23 protein-coding genes and 1 pseudogene are annotated in these 20,798 nt (G+C 47.4%); 10 read left to right on the top strand and 14 right to left on the bottom strand.

Annotated elements, in window-relative coordinates; genetic code table 11:
• Window positions 1-156: pseudogene (locus QUB26_RS23190) on the top strand (photosystem II q(b) protein); the annotation flags it as partial.
• Window positions 157-347: 191 nt separating this feature from the next.
• Here the strand turns inward: QUB26_RS23190 and QUB26_RS23185 are convergent.
• From QUB26_RS23185 to QUB26_RS23175, 3 genes are all read right to left on the bottom strand, one after another.
• Window positions 348-902, bottom strand: a complete 555-nt coding sequence (locus tag QUB26_RS23185; RefSeq protein ID WP_333319899.1) for a GNAT family N-acetyltransferase — start codon at window positions 900-902, stop codon at window positions 348-350.
• Window positions 903-1,369: 467 nt separating this feature from the next.
• Complete coding sequence (locus QUB26_RS23180; protein ID WP_333242973.1) at window positions 1,370-1,759, bottom strand: hypothetical protein; 390 nt, start codon at window positions 1,757-1,759, stop codon at window positions 1,370-1,372.
• A complete protein-coding gene (locus QUB26_RS23175) occupies window positions 1,756-2,325 on the bottom strand; it encodes a hypothetical protein (RefSeq protein ID WP_333319897.1) in 570 nt (189 codons plus the stop codon). The genes QUB26_RS23180 and QUB26_RS23175 overlap by 4 nt, the downstream gene beginning before the upstream one ends.
• On the opposite strand from QUB26_RS23175, the gene QUB26_RS23170 reads away from it, so the two are divergent.
• Window positions 2,311-2,526, top strand: coding sequence for a hypothetical protein (locus tag QUB26_RS23170; protein ID WP_333319895.1), 216 nt, complete (start codon window positions 2,311-2,313; stop codon window positions 2,524-2,526). The genes QUB26_RS23175 and QUB26_RS23170 overlap by 15 nt on opposite strands.
• 106 nt (window positions 2,527-2,632) lie before the next feature.
• Window positions 2,633-3,067 (top strand): GNAT family N-acetyltransferase, encoded by a 435-nt coding sequence (locus QUB26_RS23165; protein ID WP_333319893.1) that lies wholly within the window; start codon window positions 2,633-2,635, stop codon window positions 3,065-3,067.
• On the opposite strand, the gene QUB26_RS23160 is transcribed toward QUB26_RS23165, so the two are convergent.
• The 4 genes from QUB26_RS23160 to gltB all read right to left on the bottom strand — a co-directional run bounded on the left by QUB26_RS23160 (window position 3,064) and on the right by gltB (window position 9,082).
• Entirely contained in the window at window positions 3,064-3,363 is a 300-nt protein-coding gene (locus tag QUB26_RS23160) for a hypothetical protein (protein ID WP_333319890.1), read from the bottom strand. The genes QUB26_RS23165 and QUB26_RS23160 overlap by 4 nt on opposite strands.
• 93 nt (window positions 3,364-3,456) lie before the next feature.
• Window positions 3,457-3,804, bottom strand: coding sequence for a XisI protein (locus tag QUB26_RS23155; protein ID WP_333319888.1), 348 nt, complete (start codon window positions 3,802-3,804; stop codon window positions 3,457-3,459).
• A 39-nt stretch (window positions 3,805-3,843) separates the two neighbouring features.
• Window positions 3,844-4,347: a GUN4 domain-containing protein gene (locus QUB26_RS23150; RefSeq protein ID WP_333319886.1), complete on the bottom strand. Its 504-nt coding sequence runs from the start codon at window positions 4,345-4,347 to the stop codon at window positions 3,844-3,846.
• Window positions 4,348-4,495: 148 nt separating this feature from the next.
• Complete coding sequence (gene gltB / locus QUB26_RS23145) at window positions 4,496-9,082, bottom strand: glutamate synthase large subunit (RefSeq protein WP_333319884.1); 4,587 nt, start codon at window positions 9,080-9,082, stop codon at window positions 4,496-4,498.
• A 197-nt stretch (window positions 9,083-9,279) separates the two neighbouring features.
• Between gltB and QUB26_RS23140 the strand changes: the two genes are divergently transcribed.
• From QUB26_RS23140 to QUB26_RS23110, 7 genes are all read left to right on the top strand, one after another.
• Window positions 9,280-9,492 carry a DUF433 domain-containing protein gene (locus QUB26_RS23140; RefSeq protein ID WP_333242946.1) on the top strand — a complete coding sequence of 71 codons (213 nt, stop codon included), beginning with the start codon at window positions 9,280-9,282 and terminating at the stop codon, window positions 9,490-9,492.
• A gap of 101 nt (window positions 9,493-9,593) precedes the next feature.
• Window positions 9,594-9,920, top strand: a complete 327-nt coding sequence (locus QUB26_RS23135; RefSeq protein ID WP_333242943.1) for a DUF433 domain-containing protein — start codon at window positions 9,594-9,596, stop codon at window positions 9,918-9,920.
• 3 nt (window positions 9,921-9,923) lie between these two features.
• Window positions 9,924-10,265 carry a DUF5615 family PIN-like protein gene (locus QUB26_RS23130; RefSeq protein ID WP_333242939.1) on the top strand — a complete coding sequence of 114 codons (342 nt, stop codon included), beginning with the start codon at window positions 9,924-9,926 and terminating at the stop codon, window positions 10,263-10,265.
• A gap of 117 nt (window positions 10,266-10,382) precedes the next feature.
• A complete protein-coding gene (locus QUB26_RS23125) occupies window positions 10,383-11,351 on the top strand; it encodes a Fic family protein (RefSeq protein WP_333242936.1) in 969 nt (322 codons plus the stop codon).
• 383 nt (window positions 11,352-11,734) lie between these two features.
• Entirely contained in the window at window positions 11,735-12,154 is a 420-nt protein-coding gene (locus tag QUB26_RS23120) for a phosphomannose isomerase type II C-terminal cupin domain (protein ID WP_333055108.1), read from the top strand.
• 132 nt (window positions 12,155-12,286) lie between these two features.
• Window positions 12,287-12,616 (top strand): iron-sulfur cluster assembly accessory protein, encoded by a 330-nt coding sequence (locus tag QUB26_RS23115; protein WP_333242932.1) that lies wholly within the window; start codon window positions 12,287-12,289, stop codon window positions 12,614-12,616.
• A 310-nt stretch (window positions 12,617-12,926) separates the two neighbouring features.
• A complete protein-coding gene (locus tag QUB26_RS23110; protein WP_333055231.1) occupies window positions 12,927-13,499 on the top strand; it encodes a Uma2 family endonuclease in 573 nt (190 codons plus the stop codon).
• 136 nt (window positions 13,500-13,635) lie between these two features.
• On the opposite strand, the gene QUB26_RS23105 is transcribed toward QUB26_RS23110, so the two are convergent.
• From QUB26_RS23105 to QUB26_RS23075, 7 genes are all read right to left on the bottom strand, one after another.
• Window positions 13,636-14,634, bottom strand: coding sequence for a glycosyltransferase (locus QUB26_RS23105; protein WP_333242929.1), 999 nt, complete (start codon window positions 14,632-14,634; stop codon window positions 13,636-13,638).
• Between the two features lie 105 nt (window positions 14,635-14,739).
• Window positions 14,740-15,954: a response regulator gene (locus QUB26_RS23100; RefSeq protein WP_333055110.1), complete on the bottom strand. Its 1,215-nt coding sequence runs from the start codon at window positions 15,952-15,954 to the stop codon at window positions 14,740-14,742.
• A gap of 216 nt (window positions 15,955-16,170) precedes the next feature.
• The gene (gene yidD / locus QUB26_RS23095) at window positions 16,171-16,401 is read right to left on the bottom strand and encodes a membrane protein insertion efficiency factor YidD (protein WP_333242926.1); all 231 of its coding nucleotides are present in this window, start codon (window positions 16,399-16,401) and stop codon (window positions 16,171-16,173) included.
• A 149-nt stretch (window positions 16,402-16,550) separates the two neighbouring features.
• Window positions 16,551-17,477 (bottom strand): tRNA pseudouridine(55) synthase TruB, encoded by a 927-nt coding sequence (gene truB, locus QUB26_RS23090; protein WP_333242924.1) that lies wholly within the window; start codon window positions 17,475-17,477, stop codon window positions 16,551-16,553.
• A gap of 227 nt (window positions 17,478-17,704) precedes the next feature.
• Window positions 17,705-18,451, bottom strand: a complete 747-nt coding sequence (locus QUB26_RS23085) for a calcium-binding protein (protein WP_333242921.1) — start codon at window positions 18,449-18,451, stop codon at window positions 17,705-17,707.
• Between the two features lie 40 nt (window positions 18,452-18,491).
• On the bottom strand, window positions 18,492-20,306 hold the full coding sequence (gene atzF, locus QUB26_RS23080; protein WP_333242918.1) for an allophanate hydrolase: 1,815 nt from the start codon (window positions 20,304-20,306) through the stop codon (window positions 18,492-18,494).
• A 205-nt stretch (window positions 20,307-20,511) separates the two neighbouring features.
• Window positions 20,512-20,649 (bottom strand): hypothetical protein, encoded by a 138-nt coding sequence (locus tag QUB26_RS23075; RefSeq protein ID WP_333055115.1) that lies wholly within the window; start codon window positions 20,647-20,649, stop codon window positions 20,512-20,514.
• Between the last annotated feature and the right edge of the window lie 149 nt (window positions 20,650-20,798).

Below are 20,798 nucleotides of genomic sequence, written 5' to 3'. Positions count from 1 at the left end.
CAAGGTCGTGTCATCAATACTTGGGCTGATGTCATCAACCGCGCTAACTTGGGTATGGAAGTAATGCACGAGCGCAACGCTCACAACTTCCCGCTTGATTTGGCTGCTAGTGAAGTCACTCCAGTAGCTTTGGTTGCTCCTTCTATCAATGGCTAATTTTTAGTTTTTGATTAACAAAAAGCGCTCCTAGAAATAGGGGCGCTTTTTGTTTGGGGAAAAATATTTTTACTGCGGGGAGGCGAAGTATCGCAGCCGCCAAGGAAGTTATATCGAGTCCCTCGCTTCTGGTAATTCCTGTTAGGCTGGATTGATGTCGGCTTCTCGTGGGAGACTCACTCATGATAAATTCAAGTTTCTTTAAACATCACAATACATTCATAATTTTCTAAATCTAGAAATCGGTCAATTTGCAAAGTTCCTATTTGTTCAAATCCCTGTTTTTGGTGAAACATTAGGGAACGAGTATTAGCTATTGGCTGGGTAACAATAAACAGTGAAATAAATGAATTTGGAAAAACTTGATAAATTTCTTTATACATAAATCGAGCAACACCTCTACCCATCCAATCTACCTGTGTTGCTACTCTTTCGAGATAAAAATGCCGATCGCTGGTGACTCTTTTCTTAAAAACCTCATCTTTCCAGATAATTTTATCCAAGATTTCATCAGATATTTTGGGTTGTGATATAGCCACAAATCCCACAATTTCCCCATCGGTTTTAGCTGACACAAAATATTTGCATGAATTATTTAAGCTTTGGACAATCTCATCTTCAGTAATTTGTGTTAGCAAAAAGCCGCGATCGATCGACGTATTTTGACCGCGCGCATGAGAATTGTGAATATTGACGATCGCCTGTATGTCCTCTCGATCGACTTCTCTAAAAATTAGATATTCCATTGCATAGTTTGTAGGAACTCGGACAAGGGGCTGTAAGCCCCTTGCTGCATGAGTAGGATTTTACTCCATAACCCTAACTGCCGCCAATCCCAGCGACATCGCGAGCATTTTCTTCAAACGCAGCCGTCAGCGCACGATCACCGCTTAAACCCGATGCGATCGCCCTAGTCCGGTATTGGCAAAGCGAAGGAATTACCCAAGTTGCTGAGGTGTATTTTTGCTGTCATACATTGGCGATTTTAACGCTCAGGTTTATCTATTTTAACAGCTAGATATAGAGCGCATACCAGATTGAGTTTTGTAAATATTTTAGGGGCGATCGCCTTCGGACAATATCATGACTGTAGGTATGTCTGCATTTGTGGGCGATCGCAAATAACTTCCCGGTAGCGTCGCAACTGCTACAGTGTTCCCCAACAAATCGAAGAACTCAAGGCCATAACCTGTTTCTAGACCCTCGACGAGTGCTATTGATTTACCAGTCCTCGCAGTTCCTTAATGTCGATGTGGATTCCTTGACGTTTCAGATATTGGCTCAAGTTAATCTGGATGAATAAATCTTTGAGCTCTTCAGCAATCTCTGCCGGGGGATTGCCAGATAACGCAGTTGCAATTAGACGTTCTGCAATTCGTAATTCGCCACATTCAATCGCTAAAGATGCTGCGCTGCGGTGAAGCACAGAACGAGTGGGTTCAGCATCAAGGGCGCTAGCGATTAAGGCTGCGGCCTGAGTTTCTTGTTCAAAGGCTTGGCGCGTCAATTGTGCAGCCAACTCCAACGCACCTCTTAAGCGGGCGACTGCCGCTGCTTCGGCTAAATCCATTGCTTGTTTGTGGAGCGATTGAATCTGGCTCATTGGAGTACGGTTCCTTCAGGATTTTGCTTGGCACTAATAATAGAAATCGGTCGGCCCAAGTCTACTACAATGATATACGCTGGCAAGCCTTGTGCGTCTGAGGCGCGGGTTTGTTCAGTTTTCAGCTTGACTCTAGTATTGATTTGACTTTGATTGCCTTTGCGAATTCCAGAAACCTCTAGCCGAGCCATTCGCTCAAATGGCAGTGTGGTAGCTGAATTTTGACTTCCTAACCAATAGTCAAATCCAGTTCCTTTGCGAGAGCGTTCAATGACTGTGAGATTTGTTAATTGCAAAATTAACAGGAATGCGATTCCATAAGCAGCCTGCTCGGTAGTATATTCTTCGTCATTCCAGCATCGTCGGGTTTGCTCGGTGACTGGCTGCCAATCTAACTTGAATGTGGAAGAAAATTCTCCCTCAACTTTAAGTGTTACTCCTGGTTGGTGAGCTTCATCGGTTAGACAAATCGCACCTGCTTCTGCGATCGCGGCTCCAAAGGCAGGTGTAATCGCAGGGAGTCCCTGGCTAAGGCTTTGTAAGTTTAAGATTTGAATCTGGCTCAAAGCGACGTTGCTCTATGGAAAGTAGATATTCAATTTTACTCTCAGTTGCGACAATTTGAGTCGCTCGCCACTATTTTTAGACGATCGCCTTCTTCGACTTGGGGTCATCATCGCGATTGTACTATTTCCTCTATTTACGCAGCAAAACTATTAACAAGTCTAACTGTAGGCCTGTCTGCACTTGTGGGCGATCGCAAATAACTTCCAGGTAGCCTGGTAGATACAGGAAAATCCTCAGAATCTTTTGACTTTGTGTTGACAGCAAATAAAATATGCAGTAATTTAAGAAAAAATTTGAGTAAGTAAGATGATTGACTACCGAGATAATGAAAACTTGTCTTTTGAGGAATATTACGACTTCTTAAAAAGGAGCGATCTTGGTAGTCAGTACCCCAAAGAGCGTTTTGAAGAAAGGGTAAGGAAGCTTTTGACTACTCGCTCAGTCGCTGTTACCGCTAGGAATGATGAAGGGAAGCTAATCGGGGTAGCCTTTGGTATTACGGATTTTGTTTATTTCCTTTTTGTCACAGACTTAGGTGTGGACAGGTCTTATGCAAAACGAGGAATAGGAAGTGAATTATTGGTTCGCATCCGAGAGATGGTTGGTGGGGAAGATGATATTACGGTCGTTACAGTCGCAAATGAAACCGCAATGGGTTTCTATGAGAAGTGTGGATATATATCTGAAAACTGTCTATTTTGGAAGCCTTGCAAACTTTGGAGTGAATTCACAGTAATTTAGCTCAGCAAAGGGATGAGAAAATCAATGCCATCCCACAGTTGAGACAAGGGGAGAGTTTGTCCGGTAATTGCCTCATGGAAGCCTTGCTGAATCCCTTCGATGACAGTTTCAGTGGGGTCATCATCGGGATCGATATCAGTGTCTTGACGAATTTCTTGTTGCAGTTCTTTGAAGCGTCCTTTATAGATATCTTTCCATTTATCGGACTGCAAGAATTTGATGAAAGCTAAGACTTCTTGTTGTTGGTCGGGCGATAAGACCTTCACATTTTCCAAAATGACTTGTTCGACGGTCATAATTATCCCTTTTTTTTGATTGTTATTCTAAAATCTAGTAACAACATTATATCAAAGGGGTGGGTCAACAGCAATTCAAAGTTTGATAAATTACTAGGAAACTACTGCAAAATCTGTGTACTGTCGCATTCCAGGCTCGTGAAATGCCAACACAATATCTTCCTTGGGAACTGCTGCACGCACCAAATCCGTTGCAATCCCATCTTCTGTCCAGTCTTCCTCGATCCAGAATTTACCATCGCGAAGGCGAACGTAGACAGTCATCCCGGTAATGCGATCGCCATTAGGCCAGCCCAGATTCATCCAGATGTAATGACCGTTTTGCTCGTCTGCAATCAAGAATGTCTCGATGTCTTGTTGAGAAGGGCGATTATTGCACAATTCTAGATACTCGGTCAAAATACGCTTGATTAGTTTGGGATATTCGATTAGTTGATCCATTGCACAATTTTCTCTACTTCTGTATTTACGATAATTGTTTTATAGATGACAAGCAGATAGTTTGGAATCTAACCAATGCAATCCCAATCCCCAGCTATTTCCACCAGGGACGATGACTCTTCTATGTCCTAACCAATATACAAAAGTATGGGGAAGATGACCAAGGGGAGCGCGGAGTTCATAGGTCATTCTACTATTAAATGAATCCCATTTAACGTATTCGCAGAATTTGTCATAATCTTTGCCCGCTTCTTGCCAAATAGACCTTTGTACTGAAAATCCGAAACGCTCATTTGAGTATTTTACCCAAAGTTGGTTAATTGTTTGGAGGTCTGTACAAGGAAAGTTTACCCAATCTGAATGCCCTAAATAGCCTAATTTTTCACAGCACGCTACCCAAAGTATAATTTGTTTAGTTTCGCAATCAGCTTCTTTAAACTTGCCCTCTGCTAAAAAATTGCGTAATTGAGTGTAATCAGCTCCGCTTTCTGAAGCTATATCAAGAAATTGGTTGTCATAATTTAAAGATTGAAAATCACTCATGGTCAGCGCCCAAGATATTTTGAATATGAGATTATTTGACTTGATCCGTATGAATTTGCTTCGCGCCCGCTTCGAGAAACCCATGCTTGAGTTAATTAGAGTTTTGTAGGGTGCGTTAGGCCGTAGCCGTAACGCACCCATACTAATACTAGCTGCCGCCAATTCTGGCTACATCGCGAGCGTTTTCTTCAAACGCAGCCGTCAGCGCATCATCACCGCTTAAACCCGATGCGATCGCCCTTTCAATAGCCTGCAACACCCGCTTGTAATCCCTCGGCATCACCTTCACAAACACCGGCACCATCTCATCCCACGCAGCCAGAACCTTCGATGCCTTCGCACTTCCAGTCAAATCAACGTGAGTTTGAAGCATCTGCCGCAAATCGCTAATTTCCTCAACATCCTCCAGTTTTTCCAAATCCACCATCGACATATTGCAGCGAGTAGCAAAATCCCCCGCCTCATCCAAAATGTAAGCAACACCGCCACTCATACCCGCTGCAAAATTGCGCCCGGTTTCGCCCAAAACTACAACTTTGCCGCCAGTCATGTACTCGCAACCGTGATCGCCCACACCTTCAACTACTGCGTTAACGCCGGAGTTACGCACCCCAAAACGTTCGCCCGCCATCCCTCGGATGAAAACCTCGCCGGATGTTGCGCCGTAAAGCACTACGTTACCGACAATCACGTTTTCTTCCGCGACAAAGGTAGAAGCTGGCGACGGATACAAGATGATTTTGCCGCCGCTGAGGCCTTTGCCCAAATAGTCGTTAGCTTCGCCTTCGAGCTCCAGGGTGACACCCTTGGGCACGAATGCGCCAAAGCTTTGCCCAGCGCTGCCTTGGAAGTGCAGGTGCACCGTGTCATCCGGCAAACCTTCCCAGTTGCGTTTGGTGATTTCGTTGCCGAGAATTGTGCCGACAACGCGGTTGACATTGGTAATCGGCAGTTTGGCGTGTACTTTTTCGCCATTTTCGATCGCACCTTTGCACAAATCCAACAACACAGTCATATCCATCGACTTTTCCAACCCGTGATCCTGCGCCATCTGACAGTAGCGCCCGACATCCGCCCCAACCTCCGGCTGGTAAAGGATTTTCGAGAAATCCAAACCCTTAGCCTTCCAGTGTTCCACAGCTTGCTGAGGTTCCAAAACATCAGTGCGGCCAACCATTTCATTCAGCGTGCGGAAGCCCAACTGCGCCATAATTTCCCGGACTTCCTGCGCGACGAAGGTCATAAAGTTTACCGTGTGTTCGGGGTCGCCGGTAAAGTTTTTCCGCAGCAGCGGGTCTTGCGTCGCCACGCCCACCGGGCAAGTGTTCAGGTGGCACACGCGCATCATAATGCAGCCCAATGTCACCAGCGGCGCCGTCGCAAAACCGAATTCCTCAGCGCCAAGCAAGGCAGCAATTACTACATCGCGGCCAGTTTTCATTTGACCGTCAGTTTCCACCACAATCCGGCTGCGGAGATTGTTGAGTACCAGAGTCTGGTGAGTTTCCGCCAGTCCCAATTCCCAAGGTAAACCCGCGTGTTTGATCGAAGTCTGTGGCGACGCGCCCGTACCGCCGTCGTAGCCGGAAATCAACACGACATCGGCGTGGGCTTTGGCAACACCCGCCGCGATCGTCCCGACACCAACTTCCGACACGAGTTTGACGCTAATCCGCGCTTCCCGGTTGGAATTTTTCAAGTCGTGAATCAATTCGGCCAAATCTTCGATCGAATAAATGTCGTGGTGAGGAGGAGGCGAAATCAATCCCACACCCGGAGTCGAGTTTCGCACCTTCGCAATCCACGGGTATACTTTTTTACCGGGCAACTGTCCGCCTTCACCGGGTTTCGCGCCTTGCGCCATCTTGATTTGCAGTTCCCGCGCTTGGGAAAGGTACAAGCTGGTAACGCCGAAACGCCCGGAAGCAACTTGTTTGATTGCGCTGTTTTTCGAGTCGCCGCGATCGTTCGTCCAAGTGTAGCGATCGGGATCTTCGCCACCTTCACCGGTGTTCGATTTGCCACCAATGCGGTTCATTGCCACAGCTAAAGATTCGTGGGCTTCTTTAGAAATCGAACCATAACTCATCGCCCCAGTTTTAAAGCGTTTGAGAATAGATTCGATCGGCTCAACTTCCTCAATGGGTATCGATTCCCGCTGTTTGAATTGCAACAAACCGCGCAAGGTAAAATGCTGCTGGTTTTGTTCGTTAACCAGCCCCGAATACTGTTTGAAAAGCGTATAACTGCCCTCGCGCACCGACTTTTGCAGCGCGTGAATTGTCTGCGGACTAAACAAATGCGCTTCGCCTTCTTTCCGCCACTGATATTCGCCGCCGACATCGAGAGTATGTCCGCTGGATGGGCGATCGGGGAATGCGTGATTATGGCGCAAAATTGCTTCTTGGGCGATGACTTCGAGGTCTACACCTTCAATCCGTGAGGCTGTCCAAGCAAAGTATTTATCGACTACGGATTTGTTTAAGCCGATCGCCTCAAAAATCTGCGCGCCGCGATAACTTTGAATTGTAGAAATCCCAATTTTCGAGGCAACTTTCGTCACCCCTTTAGTTGCGGCTTTGACGTAGTTTTTGCAAGCTGTTTTGTACTCGACATTTAGCAGCAATCCTTCGCGGATCGAATCGGCGATCGTCTCAAAGGCCAAATACGGATTAATCGCGCCGCAACCATATCCAATAAGTGTCGCAAAGTGATGCACTTCCCTCGGTTCGCCGGATTCGAGCACGAGTCCCGCCCGCGTGCGCGTACCTTTACGGATCAAGTGGTGGTGCAGGCCCGCAACTGCCAGCAGCGCCGGAATTGGGGCTTTGTCTGGACTGATACCCCGATCGCTCAAAATGAGGATATTCACCCCGGAGGCGATCGCGCTGTCTGCTGCTGCAAACACCTCTTCTAAGGCTTGTTCGAGACCTTTTACACCGCTTTTGGGGTCAAACAAAATCGGCACGGTGATGGATTTGAAATTGCCCTCATTTACGTGTTGGAGCTTAGCTAATTCTTCATTGCTGAGAATTGGCGTTTTCAGTTCAATCAAATGACAGCTTTCCGGTTCTGGTTTGAGCAAATTGCGTTCAGCGCCGATCGTAGTTTCGGCAGAAGTTACAATTTCTTCGCGGATAGAATCGATCGGCGGATTGGTAACTTGAGCAAACAACTGCTGGAAGTATTCATAAAGCAGTTTTGGGCGATTAGAAAGCACCGCCAGCGGCGTATCCGCACCCATCGCGCCGACAGCTTCCACGCCATCTTTCGCCATCGGTGCTAACAGCAACCGCAGTTCTTCAAAGGTGTACCCAAAGGCCATTTGCCGCTGCAACAATGTTTCGGGATGAGATTCTGCTACTGCCGGCGCATCTTTCAGTTTGGCGATTTCGACCATGTGCTGGTCGATCCACTGGCGGTACGGGTGTTCTGTGGCGATTTTGGTTTTAATTTCCTCGTCAGAGACGATGCGGCCTTCCTCGGTATTTACCAGGAACATCCGCCCCGGTTGCAAGCGACCTTTTGATACAATTCGTTCTGGGGCGATCGGCAAAACTCCAGCTTCCGATGCCATAATTACTAAGTCATCTTTGGTAACGCAGTAGCGGGAAGGGCGCAAACCGTTGCGATCGAGGACTGCCCCGATCGAAGTACCATCGGTAAATGCGATCGAAGCTGGGCCGTCCCAAGGTTCCATCAAGCAAGAATGGTATTCGTAGAAAGCTTTTTTCTCGTCACTCATGGACTCGTGGGCTGTCCAAGGTTCGGGAATCATCATCATGACGGCGTGCGGCAAAGAACGCCCGGCCAAAGTCAGCAATTCCAAAGCATTGTCAAAAATCGTCGAGTCGCTGCCTTCGATATTGATTAAATTGGGGATTTTCTTTAAGTCATCGCCGAATAGTTCCGACTCGAACAGCGATTGCCGCGCGTGCATCCAGTTAATGTTGCCGCGCATTGTGTTAATTTCGCCGTTGTGGGCGATGTAGCGGTAAGGGTGCGATCGTTCCCAACTCGGAAAAGTATTGGTGCTGAAGCGCGAGTGAACCAGGGCTAGAGCGCTTTCCATGTCTGGGTCGTGCAGTTCGGGATAGTAATCGCCGACTTGCACCGGCATTAACATACCCTTGTAGACGATCGTCCGGCAGGAGAGTGTGGAATTATACCAGTAGGGGTCTACTTCCGTCCTGCGGATGGCATTGTGAGCCCGTTTGCGGATGACGTACAGTTTCCGCTCGAAAGCCGCCTCGTCAATACCTGCGGCGCGCCGGAGGAACACTTGCTGCATGAAGGGTTCGCTAGATTTGGCGGTGTCGCCGAGGGACGAGTTGTCGGTGGGAACATCGCGCCAGCCGAGCACTTCCTGGCCTTCTTCTGCGGCGATTTCCTCAAAAATGCGTTTGCCGTTTTCGCGTTCAGTTCGATTTGGCGACGAGTAAATCGCGCCAACGCCGTACTCGCCGGCTTCGGGAAGTTCGATGTTTAGGGCCGCAGTTACTTTCTTGAGAAACTTGTGGGGTACCTGCATCAAAATCCCCGCCCCGTCTCCGGTGTTCGGTTCGCAGCCGCACGCGCCCCGGTGGTCGAGGTTCAAGAGGATTGTCAGTGCCTGCTCGACTATTTCGTGGGATTTGTTACCCTTCATGTGTACGATGAATCCGACTCCGCAAGCGTCGTGCTCGAACTGCGGATCGTACAAGCCTTGTTTTTGTGGCAGTCCGTTGCTGTTCATTTTGATGCTCCTGTCAAAGTGGCGAAAAGATGTTGATCTAGAGTAGAGGCTGGGATGCCGATCGATCTAGTATCATGTATTATATGTGGATCTACTCAATTGGGTAGACCCACCAAAAAATCCAAGCTTATTCGATCAAGCGTAAAAAAATAGTTAAAGCCGATAACTTAACTATGGAACCCGGAGGTTAAAGATTTATGCTTAAAGACTCTTCAATTATTAGCGTATCTCCTGAGATTATGGGCCCAAGCCCAGTATTTGCTTCTACGAGGGTTCCGGTACAAACACTTCTGGACTATCTAAAAGCCGGAGAATCCATTGATGATTTTTTGGATGGATTTCCAACTGTGACTAAAGAGCAAGTTATCGCCTTGCTGGAAGAGGCTGAAAGACAGTTTGTTGCTAATTAGATGATAAATTGATATTGGCATTTTTTTTTTACCGCAGAGAGCGCAGAGAGCGCAGAGGAAGAGAAGAGAGAGATGATTAATAATGATTGAGATTGTAAAAAATGACACTGAAAGAATTAGAAAAACAACTCTTAGCCTTGACTCCTAGTGAAAAAACTCAGGCAATACAGCTATTAGCTCAAAGTTTAAGCAATACCTGGCAAGGAATTGAAATAACTCCCGGCGTGTGTGGGGGCGATGCTAGAATTGCGAAGACTCGCATACCTATTTGGTCGATGGTAAATTATCGCCTTCTGGGTGCAAGTGATGTGCGAATTTTGCAAGACTTTCCTCATTTGAGTGCAGCAGATTTGGCAAATGCTTGGGCTTATGCTGAGGCACACCCAGAGGAAATTGAAGCAGCCATCGCTAGAAATGAGGAAGATTAACAAATGGTGCGTCTTTATGCAGATGAAAATTTTCCACTGGTAATCGTGGAATTACTGCGAATTTGTGGTCACGATGTTTTGACAGTGCAGGAAGCTGGAAATGGTGGACTGGGGATTCCTGATGAAGATGTGTTAGCTTTTGCTATTAACCACAATCGATCTGTTTTGACGCGCAATTGGGATGATTTTAGACACCTACACCGTTTGCAACCCGATCATAAAGGTATCATTATTTGCAAAGAAGATTTGAATATTGAGAGACAAGCTACACTGATTAATGAAGCTATTTCTACTGTGGAAAATCTCACAGGTAAATTGATTCGGGTAATTCGTCCGCCACAGTGAAAACAAGCTGATTGCTCAACAACTACCCCAGCAGATTATAATCGACCTTAGAGAAGTATTAGCATTAGCCACAAAAGTCGAGTCGCCATAATCTCCCGACAAATATACCGATTCCCTATGCAATTTTTCTCAACCGCTCAATCCTCGATCGCCCATCAACCCTATAATAACTTTATGGCGTTGTTAGTGCGAGTTTATCCTCAGCGCTTGGGTGACATTCTCCACCAGCATTTTGCCTTCTCATCCACGATGAACCTTTCTGAAAAATTGCAAAAAGTCGATCGACTCAAAGCCTGGTTGGATAGCTTTCGTCCGCTTTCTCCCACGCTGGTTGCAGAATTGAAAAAACTCTACGACGTTCGGTTCACTTATCACTCCAATGCGATTGAGGGAAACACCTTAACGCAACGCGAAACCGAATTAGTCCTAGAAACCGGCATCACTGTCGGTGGCAAAACTTTGCGAGAACACCTAGAAGTCATCGGACATCGAGATGCGATCGACTATATTGAAATGCTAACGCGATCGGACACGGAGATCGGTGAATGGGAGATTAAACAAATTCACAACTTAATTATAAGGGCGATCGCCCCGGAGGAAGCTGGACGCTATCGGCAGTTAGATGTCAAAGCCGCCGGTACCGAATACCTCTATCCGCCTCATTATTTGCTTTCGGGTTTGATGCCGGAATTTATCGAATGGCTCAACAGTGATAAAATCAAATCGTTACATCCGTTAGAGTATGCAGCCGAAGCACATCTTCGCTTTGTGTCGATTCATCCATTTCGGGATGGTAACGGACGGACGGGACGGCTATTGATGAATCTCCTGCTGTTGCGGGCTGGATATCCCATTGTGATTATCTCTAACCAGGTGCGTGCTGCCTACATCGATGCGATCGCAGAAGCACAGCAGCAGGGTTCTGGGATTGAGCCTCTCCTCGATCTTATTGTAGATGCGGCCCGATACTCGCTGATCGAAACCTTGCAAATCATCGCAACCGCCAGCGATAGCCAAAGTCAAGGGCTGCCTTTCTATCAAGAGATGCTAGCCGTTTTGCAACAGCAGTCTCAAAAGCTGGATTAGAATTCACCAAAAATCCGCTGCTATCAAAATTATTCATCTCTCTCTTCTCTTTCTCTGCGCCCTCTGCGGCCTCTGCGGTTAAATCATTCCGAAACCACCGTAAATCGTGCAAGATGTCCCATTAAATAAATAACCAGCCGCCACAGATAAAGATTTGATGTAGATTGGGGCGATCGAACCCATAACAGGTGACAACAGCTATGTTGGTTTTGCTATGGTTGTTAAGGCAGGTCGATCGGGCTGAGCACAACTCTTGCAAAACTCTACAGTCGGCTAACCAGTCCCCGCAGGTGGGCTTCGGTTTTAACTATAGATTAGTTAATCTCAAAAAACAACGTCGTTTACCAAAGGATTCAGCAAGCAATCCTCAAGGAGTGAAAATCATGGTTCAGATTCAAGAAATTTCTCAAGTATCTACCCTGCACGCACCTGCAGCACCCAACGGAATAGCCGCTACAGAATTGCGGCCTTGGGGCTCATTTACGACTCTAGAAGAAGGCCCAGGATATAAAATTAAGCGGATCGAAGTTAAGTCGGGACACCGCCTCAGCCTGCAAATGCACCACCACCGCAGCGAACACTGGATTGTGGTTTCAGGTACTGCAAAAGTTACTTGTGGCGAAACTGAACAAGTTCTGTTTACAAATCAGTCTACCTACGTTCCTCAGTGCATTTCTCACCGCCTGGAAAATCCGGGAGTTATCCCTCTGGTTTTAATTGAGGTGCAGAATGGCGAATATCTCGGAGAAGATGATATTGTACGCTTTCAAGACGATTATGCCCGTACTGAAAAGGCTAAGTAACTCAAGTTGCTAAAAATATAGGAGTATGGTGCGCGGCGCGGCGCACCCTACATTCTCCGCGTAAGGTACACGCCTAGGCACATTCTACCTTTTCAAAACTCAACATTACTTCCCAATTACCAATTACTCATAATGATTCATCTGAGCAAAACAGCAGCAACTGAAGTAACGCGCCTCAAGTCGAAGCATCCGAACCCCAATGCTTTATTTCGTCTGGGCGTGGAAGCGAGCGGCTGCTCCGGTTTGTCTTATACAATGGCATTTGACGATGCGCCAGCCCCAGAAGACGCTGTATGCGAGTCCGAGGGAGTTCAAGTGGCGATCGACCCCCAGCACTTAAAATATCTCAATGAGCTCACCTTGGATTATTCAGAAGACTTGATGGGCGGAGGTTTCCGATTTCACAATCCCAATGCCGCCCAAAGCTGTAGCTGCGGCAACTCCTTTTCTGCTAAGGAATAACCAACCTGTAGGGTGCGTCAATCGATTTTAGATTTTAGATTTTAGATTTTAGAGGCGACCCCACGGATAAATGCGGGGGCTTGAGGATTTGCGATTTGCGATTTTGGATTGATTCCACGGATAAATCACGTGGCGGGTACCATCAAGAAATTCTTGGTCAGTTGCAGATAATTCTTCAATTCTAAAATCTAAAATCGATTGACGCACCTGACACAATAAGCAATAACCAATATGATTTAGAGTGCGTCAGTTGCAGATAATTATAAAATCTAAAATCTAAAATCTAAAATCTAAAATCTAAAATCGTATGATGACACTCAAAGACTTAGAAAAAGTCCAAAAAACCTTCAAAGAAGCCGGTCAAGACTACCAAGTTGAACTAGAAAGCGGGAGGATTATCATTGTGGGCCCGTCAGACATTGTATCTAGCGAAATTGGCATTCGCTTGAGTGCCTTTCTCTTCGTTTGGGTGAATCCCCGCCGTTTGGGTCGAGTTTTTGACTCCGCAGGCGGCTTTATCTTACCTGATGCTAACCTTACAGCACCTGATGTTTCTTTTGTTCGAGCGGCACGTCTCAGGCAAAGTCCCCGTTATTTTGGAGAATTAGTCCCAGATTTAGTAGTAGAAATTAAATCACAGAGCGATCGCATTAAACCGCTAGAAAAAAAGATTCAGAATTTCCTAGAACTCGGAGCGCAAGTAGGAATTTTGATCGATCCAGATGAAGAAACTGTAACAGTTTATCGTCAGGAAGGTGAACCGATTGTGTTGGGAAATGAAGATATTTTGACAGTCCCCGAACTTTTCCCTGGTTGGGAATTGCCAATTGCTGAACTGTGGCCACCAATTTTTACAGAAGCAGAAACTCAAACTGAAGCCTAATAAAGTTTATGCAGATTTTACATAGCCAGAAATGCGAAAAACCTCTCTTCTCTTCCTCTGTGTCCTCTGCGCTCTCTGCGGTTAAATAATTCCTATGCAACCGTAAACGATATGAGTACAATGGAAAAGCTTTCAATCAAGCTGGCGTACCGAGAATAATCCACTGCATTAACTGCTCCCACTCTGGAGATTGAGCTAACAAATCTGCATCGAATTCATTTCCCGCATCCTGCGAAAACTCGGCGAAAGCTTCCGCCCAATTAATTACCGTTTCCACAGGCAAATAAGGCGTATAATTCCAAGAACGCTGCAAAAACTCTACCATCTCAACAGAATGACCGGTGCGGTACAAATACCAAGCAATCCAAACTAAGGTACTGTACTTGATTTGCTTTTCCAACAAACGTATTTTATCCGGCAATTCGGGGCGGGCAAAAAAATTGTCCATGACTGCGGCGAGGGATTTAGCCTGCGGTAAACCTTTGTACATAGCGCTTTGTTCGTGCTGGCGGTAGCAAACAGTTACTTGCTGCAACCACTCTGCTTCGCATCCCATTAAGGCTAAACGCAGCACTAAATCTGTATCTTCCGCCGGTGGAAATCGAGGATCAAATCCGCCGGCGCGCTCTAACCACTGACGGCGAAATACCATCGCGCTGGGTAATACAGGTTTCCACCGCAGCCACATTTCTAAGTCTAATTTAGGGACATTTTGCCAGGGTTTGACATCTTTTAGCGGTTCGCCTATACTATTAACTAGACGCCAGCCGCTGTGAACTATTCCTAGATTTGGTCGCGCTGCAAATACAGCCATTTGTGCTGCTAATTTGTCAGGAAAAAAGTAGTCGTCCGCATCGAGAAAGGCGATAAATTCTCCTCGCGCTAGCTCGATGCCGTGATTTCTGGCAATCGAAACTCCTTGATTTTGTTGGTAAATGTAGCGAATTCGATCGCCATATTTCTCTAAAACTAATCTAGTGTCATCTTTGGAACCGTCGTCTATGACAATAATTTCCCAGTTAGTATAGGTTTGGTGCAGAACGCTATCTACGGCTTGGCCGACGTAAGCTGCACAGTTGTAAGCCGGAATTACTACGCTCACCTGCGGGGTGCGATGGATCGTAACATTACTCATAATTAATTATCTTAAATTCGATTGCGTCTTTATTTTACAATGAGTGTAGGGTGCGTCAGGAACTGACGCACCCAGCAAGGGGTTATTGTGTTCATTAATTTTGGTTCAAGAATTTGCCAAGGTAAGTTGGTGCGAGTTCAGTAAATCATGGGGGCGAATAGCTGAATGGTAGCGATCGCCTTTTACCTTCAAATACTTGTCAACTATTTGCAAAACCTGTTCGGGATTGGCTGGCTTCCTCAAAAAATCGGAAGCACCTGTCAATTTCGCTCGCGTGCGGTCAATTATACTGTCTTGACTGGTCAAAAACACGATCGGAGTTTCCCGAAAAGCAGGTGTCTTTCGCAAAAAATTGCACAAAGCAAAGCCACTTGTCTTCGGCATCACCACGTCCATAAAAATTAAAGCAGGCTTTTGTTTGGCGAGGAGGCCCACTCCCTGCATGGGATCTTGAATTTTTAGGACTCGATACCCTTCCGGCAATAAAATTTGCTCTAAAAATTCGCATACTGTCGGACTGTCATCGATACAGGCAATCAAAGGGCGACCCGGCCCTGCGATCGCCGCCGCCAGGCGCCACTGTTCTATAGGCGACGGCAAGTCTGGTACTGTTCGGAAATTTACTAAACCCTGCTTGATGTAATTAACTAAAGCGCGAGTTGCCACTGTCACGCACTGCTTTTTCTTAAATGCAATATCCCAAAGAGTATTCTCGCCGTTGAATACGTTACCCAAAGCGATCAAAGAATTAGAACTAAATCGATTTTGCTGCAACTGGGCCGACGGTTTTAAAAGCGGTGCTTGTTCTGGATCTACAAGCCACAAACCCATTGCTTTCCACTTTTGCCAAATTTCTTCTGTACAACACAGAATTTTTTCTACTTCTGTTAAAGACAGCAGCAAAGAAGAGGTAATGGTAGAAAAATATTTCTGGGAGGGACGCCACTCCCGGCGCAAACCCGATTGACCGATCAGAGCAAATAACACTTCCGAAAGGCTGGTGTGGACGATCGCCCTAGCTTGTTCCAGACTCATTTCGCTGGCTGCTATCCCTCGCTGAAGCAGTTGATATTCCCACAGTTCTCCAGCATTGAGGTCTCTGAGATCCACTTGAAAGTTTCGACAGTGTTGCCCGATCGCCCTGTACCAGCGTCTCGCTCTGTGCGATCCTCCCGTGGCATACACCAAACTACCCTGAAAAAAGTAAAGTTGCCACTGTTGTTCCCCTTGCTCTAACACCAGTTTCCCCGTTGCTTGTTTCTGGCTGAGTACAGCCAGAGTATGGGACAACATTTTGTATCCGATTGCGGTAGCAGACATATCAACTCGCATCCCCTGTACTCTGTTTGTACCATTATATAGCTGCTGAGTTTTGAAAGATAACAGTAATTTTACTGAATTTGGGTTAAAAAACACCACTAATTGTGAGAATTTAACCCTCTTAGGGACTGATTCCCCCCAGGAGTTTTAGCCATGAGGATGTAACGGCTATTTGCCCTATTAACTAATCACTAAAATCGGGATTCTAACTAATAACTAATTGCCTTCGCTATCTGCAGGAGGTACTGGATCGTAACCCCCTGGATGAAAAGGATGACAGCGCAAAATCCGCTTAACTGCCATTGAGCTGCCGCGGGCCGCCCCAAATCTTTCTATTGCTTCGATCGCGTATTGCGAACAAGTGGGCTGAAATCTACAGGCGTTAGGCAGGTAAGGAGAAATTCCCATTTTGTAGCCTCGGATTAATCCGATCAGCAATATTTTCACAATTTTTACCTCAGCGATTGATTAGATTAATAGGCCAATCTCGTCCGGTACCGCTGTAAGCTAGGTGCATCGAGAGCATTCCCAGCGGTTAGAGTTCCGCCAACTTTTTCTGTACCAATTATACCTTTTTTCATTATTATTTTAGATACTTAAAGCACAATTTGAGGAGATAATATGGTACTTGTCTCTGAGTTGGCTACTTGACCGATACCTAAAAAATTACCGTCTCGATCGTACACCTGCAAGGGATAGGGATGTTCGGGTATTGGGTTGCTACTTTCCTCCTCCGATCCGATCGACGTTTCGGGAATCGGGAGGCGCTGTCCTTGAAACCAGCGTTTGGTATATTCAGGGGAAAGGACGATCGCACCTAAATGTCCCAAAACCGCCGATGGCAAAATCGGGCAAAATTTATTCTCCTGCAATTGCAGTTCTAATTCTTCAAAACTGAGACTTTGGTCGATCGAAAAACCGCTACTTTCGGTGCGAGTCAAACAAGCCAAAGTACCGCCTGTATTCAACAGTGCACCCAAATCCCGCGCGATCGCCCGAATGTAAGTACCCGCCCCGCAGGCGATCGACAAATCCAATTCAGGAAAATCCCCCGGCCGCCAATCCAAGATTTCCAGCCGAAAAACCTCGACCTTCCTAGCAGCAACTTCCACAGTTTCGCCTTTTCTAGCTAACTCATAAAGGCGTTTTCCTCCCACCTGAACCGCACTAAAACTCGGTGGAAATTGCTCGATTTTTCCTATAAATTTTGGCAGTGCCGCTTGCACTTTTTCCAAACTCAACTCTGGCACCGGTCGAGAATGGATAATTTCTCCTTCTAAATCGTCAGTAGCAGTAGTTAAGCCAAATCGAATCGTGCCTCGGTAAGCTTTATTGTGTTGGAGATATTGCAGCAGTCTGGTTGCTTTGCCCAGGGCGATCGGCAAAACGCCAGTCACAGCAGGATCGAGGGTTCCTCCGTGTCCGACTCGCTTGAGTTTCAATAGTCGGCGCACTCGCCCCACGCAGTCGTGAGATGTCATGCCCGCAGGTTTGTTGAGATTGAGAAAACCGTCAGTAGTCATTAGGAAGTTCGGCAACGGATTTTGTAACGGATGTAACGGATATAACGGATGTCAGGAAGAGGGAAGATGGAAGATGAAAAGTTTTGAGTTTGCTTTTTTTCGCATCGCGAAAGCTAACGTTACTTGCAACGCAAAAGCGGTTTTTAGTTAACAAGTTAAACATTGAAAACTTAAAACTACAAAGTACCCGCCAGCCCAATTATCAATTCTCAATTCCCCATTCCCAATTAAAGAATAAAGTCGGCCTGACTGATAGAAGTGCGGGCAACTCCGAATAAAGTAGCCAGAGTTTCCTTGGTGCTTGTAAGCTGAATAATTGTACTGGGCGAAGTTCCTGCCCCAGCGGAAATGGTGATTTCGCCAAAGGTGAGGCCGGCAGTCAAGCGAATTTGATCGATACCATCAGTAAAGTCTGTAATCACATCACCATCTGCCAAACGCCCGATCGCAAAAGTATCGTTTCCGGCGCCGCCAGTTAAAGTATCTTGGCCGCGATCGCCCGATAAACAGTCATTGCCGATGCCACCAAACAGCGAGTCATCGCCGGCACCCCCAAAAAGCGAGTCATCGCCCGCGCCTCCCAACAAAGTATCGGTGTCTTGGTTGCCAAACAGCAAATCATTGCCAACGTCGCCCTGCATTGAGTCAGAACCTTTGCCGCCGTAGAAAGTATCGTCGCCGGCGCCGCCCAAAACGCTGTCGCGGCCCGCACCGCCGAACAGCAAATCATCGCCAACGTCCCCCAGCAGTGAGTCATCGCCGTCGCCGCCGTAGAGGGAATCGTCTCCGCCTAAGCCGAAAATGCTGTCAGGGCCACCCAAACCAAATATCAAGTTAGCGCCCGCACTACCTCTGAGGGAGTCGGGGCCGCTGGTGCCGCGAGTGCCACCAGCGGCCCCTCCGGGACGGGTACCGCCGCCGGTGGGGGTTGGGGTTGTGACGGGAATTGGTACAAGTGGCACTGCTGATGGCATGATTCTGAAGATGGGTAGAAATTTGCAATTCTAACTTAACTTAAAACCGGAAGTTATAAGCTCGCCAACCGCCGAGATGAGAAATATCGATCGCATCCGCCACAGCATAAGGTTCGCACAAAAAGCCCTGCACCGTCGAGCCGTCCTCCAACACCAGCGTACCAATTCCCAGCGGCGGGGGAATTTTAGCGACAAATCCGCCGAAAGCCGCGATCGACAACTCCCAAACTTCCACCTCGATCGCGCTACCGCCCTCTATCTGACGCACCAATCCCGGCTTGCCCAGAGCAGTACCCGTCAAAGCGTACAGCTTGTAAATCGGGCTGGTACGGCAGGCGCGAACCAAAATGCCTCCGAGCTCGATTAGTTGATAATTCAGCGGCTCACCGCTCAAATGAGCGCCAACCACGGCTATTTTGACTCGTTCTTCTGAGTCAGATTTGGCTGCGATAGCGGGTTCCGGGACGGTTGGCAGCGGTAGGCCGGTTGCGCCCATAGTTCCCCCCAAGCTAGCGTGGAAAGCAGATCCCAGGCTGCAGAGCGATAGATCGTGCCACGCAGGAGCCATCAGTGTCAATCCTGCGGGCAATCCGCTGCTTTGAAACCCGCTGGGAACTGCGATCGCGCACAAATCGAGCAAGTTCGCAAAGTTCGTGTAGCGGCCGAGATTGGTGTTGAGGGCGATCGGCTCGGCTGCAACTTCTGCGACAGTATAAATCGTACCTGTTGTGGGAACCGCCAACACATCCATTGACTGCCACTGAATTTCTGCCTGTTGGCGGAGTTCTGCCAACCGGTACGACGCGCGGTAGGCAGAGACGGCATCGTAGCGTTTGCCGCCCCTGATAATTTCGTAGACGATCGGATCGATCGCATCTGGGTGCGCGTCGAGGAAATCGCCGATCGCGGCCAACCTTTCTGCTACCCAAGGCCCGCCGTAGAGGAGTTCGGCAGCATCCGCAAAGGGTTTGAAGTCAATAGGTGCGATCGTGCAGCCCAATGATTGCAAGCGCGCGATCGCCTCCCGGTAGCGGTGTTCAGCTTCTGCATTTCCGAAAAATTCGAGTTCGCCCTCTCCGGGAATTCCCACCCGCAAGCGGGATAAATCTGGCAAAACTTTCGTTTCAGGGCGGCGAGAAAACGCATCCTCAGCGTCAAAACCGCTGGCTGCTTGCAGCACGGAAGCCGCATCCGCGCAGGTGAGAGCGAACACAGAAACGCAATCGAGCGATCGCACTGCCGGTAACAGGCCGCGAGTGCCGATCGAGCCGCAACTTGGCTTCAGCCCGACAATGTTGGTAAAAGCAGCGGGAACCCGCCCTGAGCCTGCGGTATCGGTACCCAGAGCAAAACTCACCAATCCGGCGGAGACTGCTGCTGCGGAACCGGAACTCGATCCGCCAGGGATGTAGCGCGAATCGAAGGGATTGCGACAAACTCCATAGGGAGTGCGGGTTCCGACTAATCCTGTGGCAAATTGATCCATGTTTGTTTTGCCGATCGCGATCGCACCTGCCGCGCACAGGCGCTCTACGACTGCGGACGATCGCGCTGGAGTGCGAGCAAACTGCGGACATCCCGCTGTAGTGGGAACGCCCGCCCAATCGAGATTATCTTTGAGCGCAAAAGGTATTCCGTAGAGTGGCAATTTTTGCGGGTCTAGGTTTTCCAAGGCTTTGGCGCGTTCGAGGGTTTCCGCCTGCGGTGCTAAATAAATCCATACTGCCGGATCTGCATAGCGTTCGATTCGATCGTACACGCTGGCGATCGCATCTGCAGGCGCGATCGAGCCGGTGCGGTAGCGATCGAGCAGCGAATGAATGTCGAGACTGTTGCTGTAGTTAAATTTTTCCATAGTGCACGGTCAGTCGATTTTAGATTTTAGATTTTAGATTTTAGATTGAAGATTTGACTTCATATCATTTCTGGTTATATGAGGATGATTTAACCGCAGAGAACGCAGAGAACGCAGAGGGAGATCGGAGAGAGATGAATAATTCCAATGCTAACGGATTTGACTTCACAGGCTGTGTTAGGCGATCGTTATTACAAATAGGATGTTAGTTTACCGCATTGTCGATCGTACTCGCATCCAGTCTAGGACTCGAAGTATTTCTCAAGAAATCTTCAACCATGACCTTGCTGGTTTCGTCTTTTTGTGCAGATAAACTTCGCGATCGACAATCGCCCCATCTCATTGCCCGGTTTAATCTTCCAAAAATTTTAATTTTACTTCGAGAAAAACGGTTTTTTGTAACATTTTACACATTTTTGCATCAAGTTTGCTGTTAGGGTTTGAAACGTAGCAATCTAGTAAGATTGCACGCTACAGTATGCTTATCTTTAA

The organism is Microcoleus sp. B4-C1 (assembly GCF_036705285.1).
GTDB lineage: Bacteria > Cyanobacteriota > Cyanobacteriia > Cyanobacteriales > Microcoleaceae > Microcoleus.
This window is presented reverse-complemented; position numbering and strand designations above follow the sequence as displayed.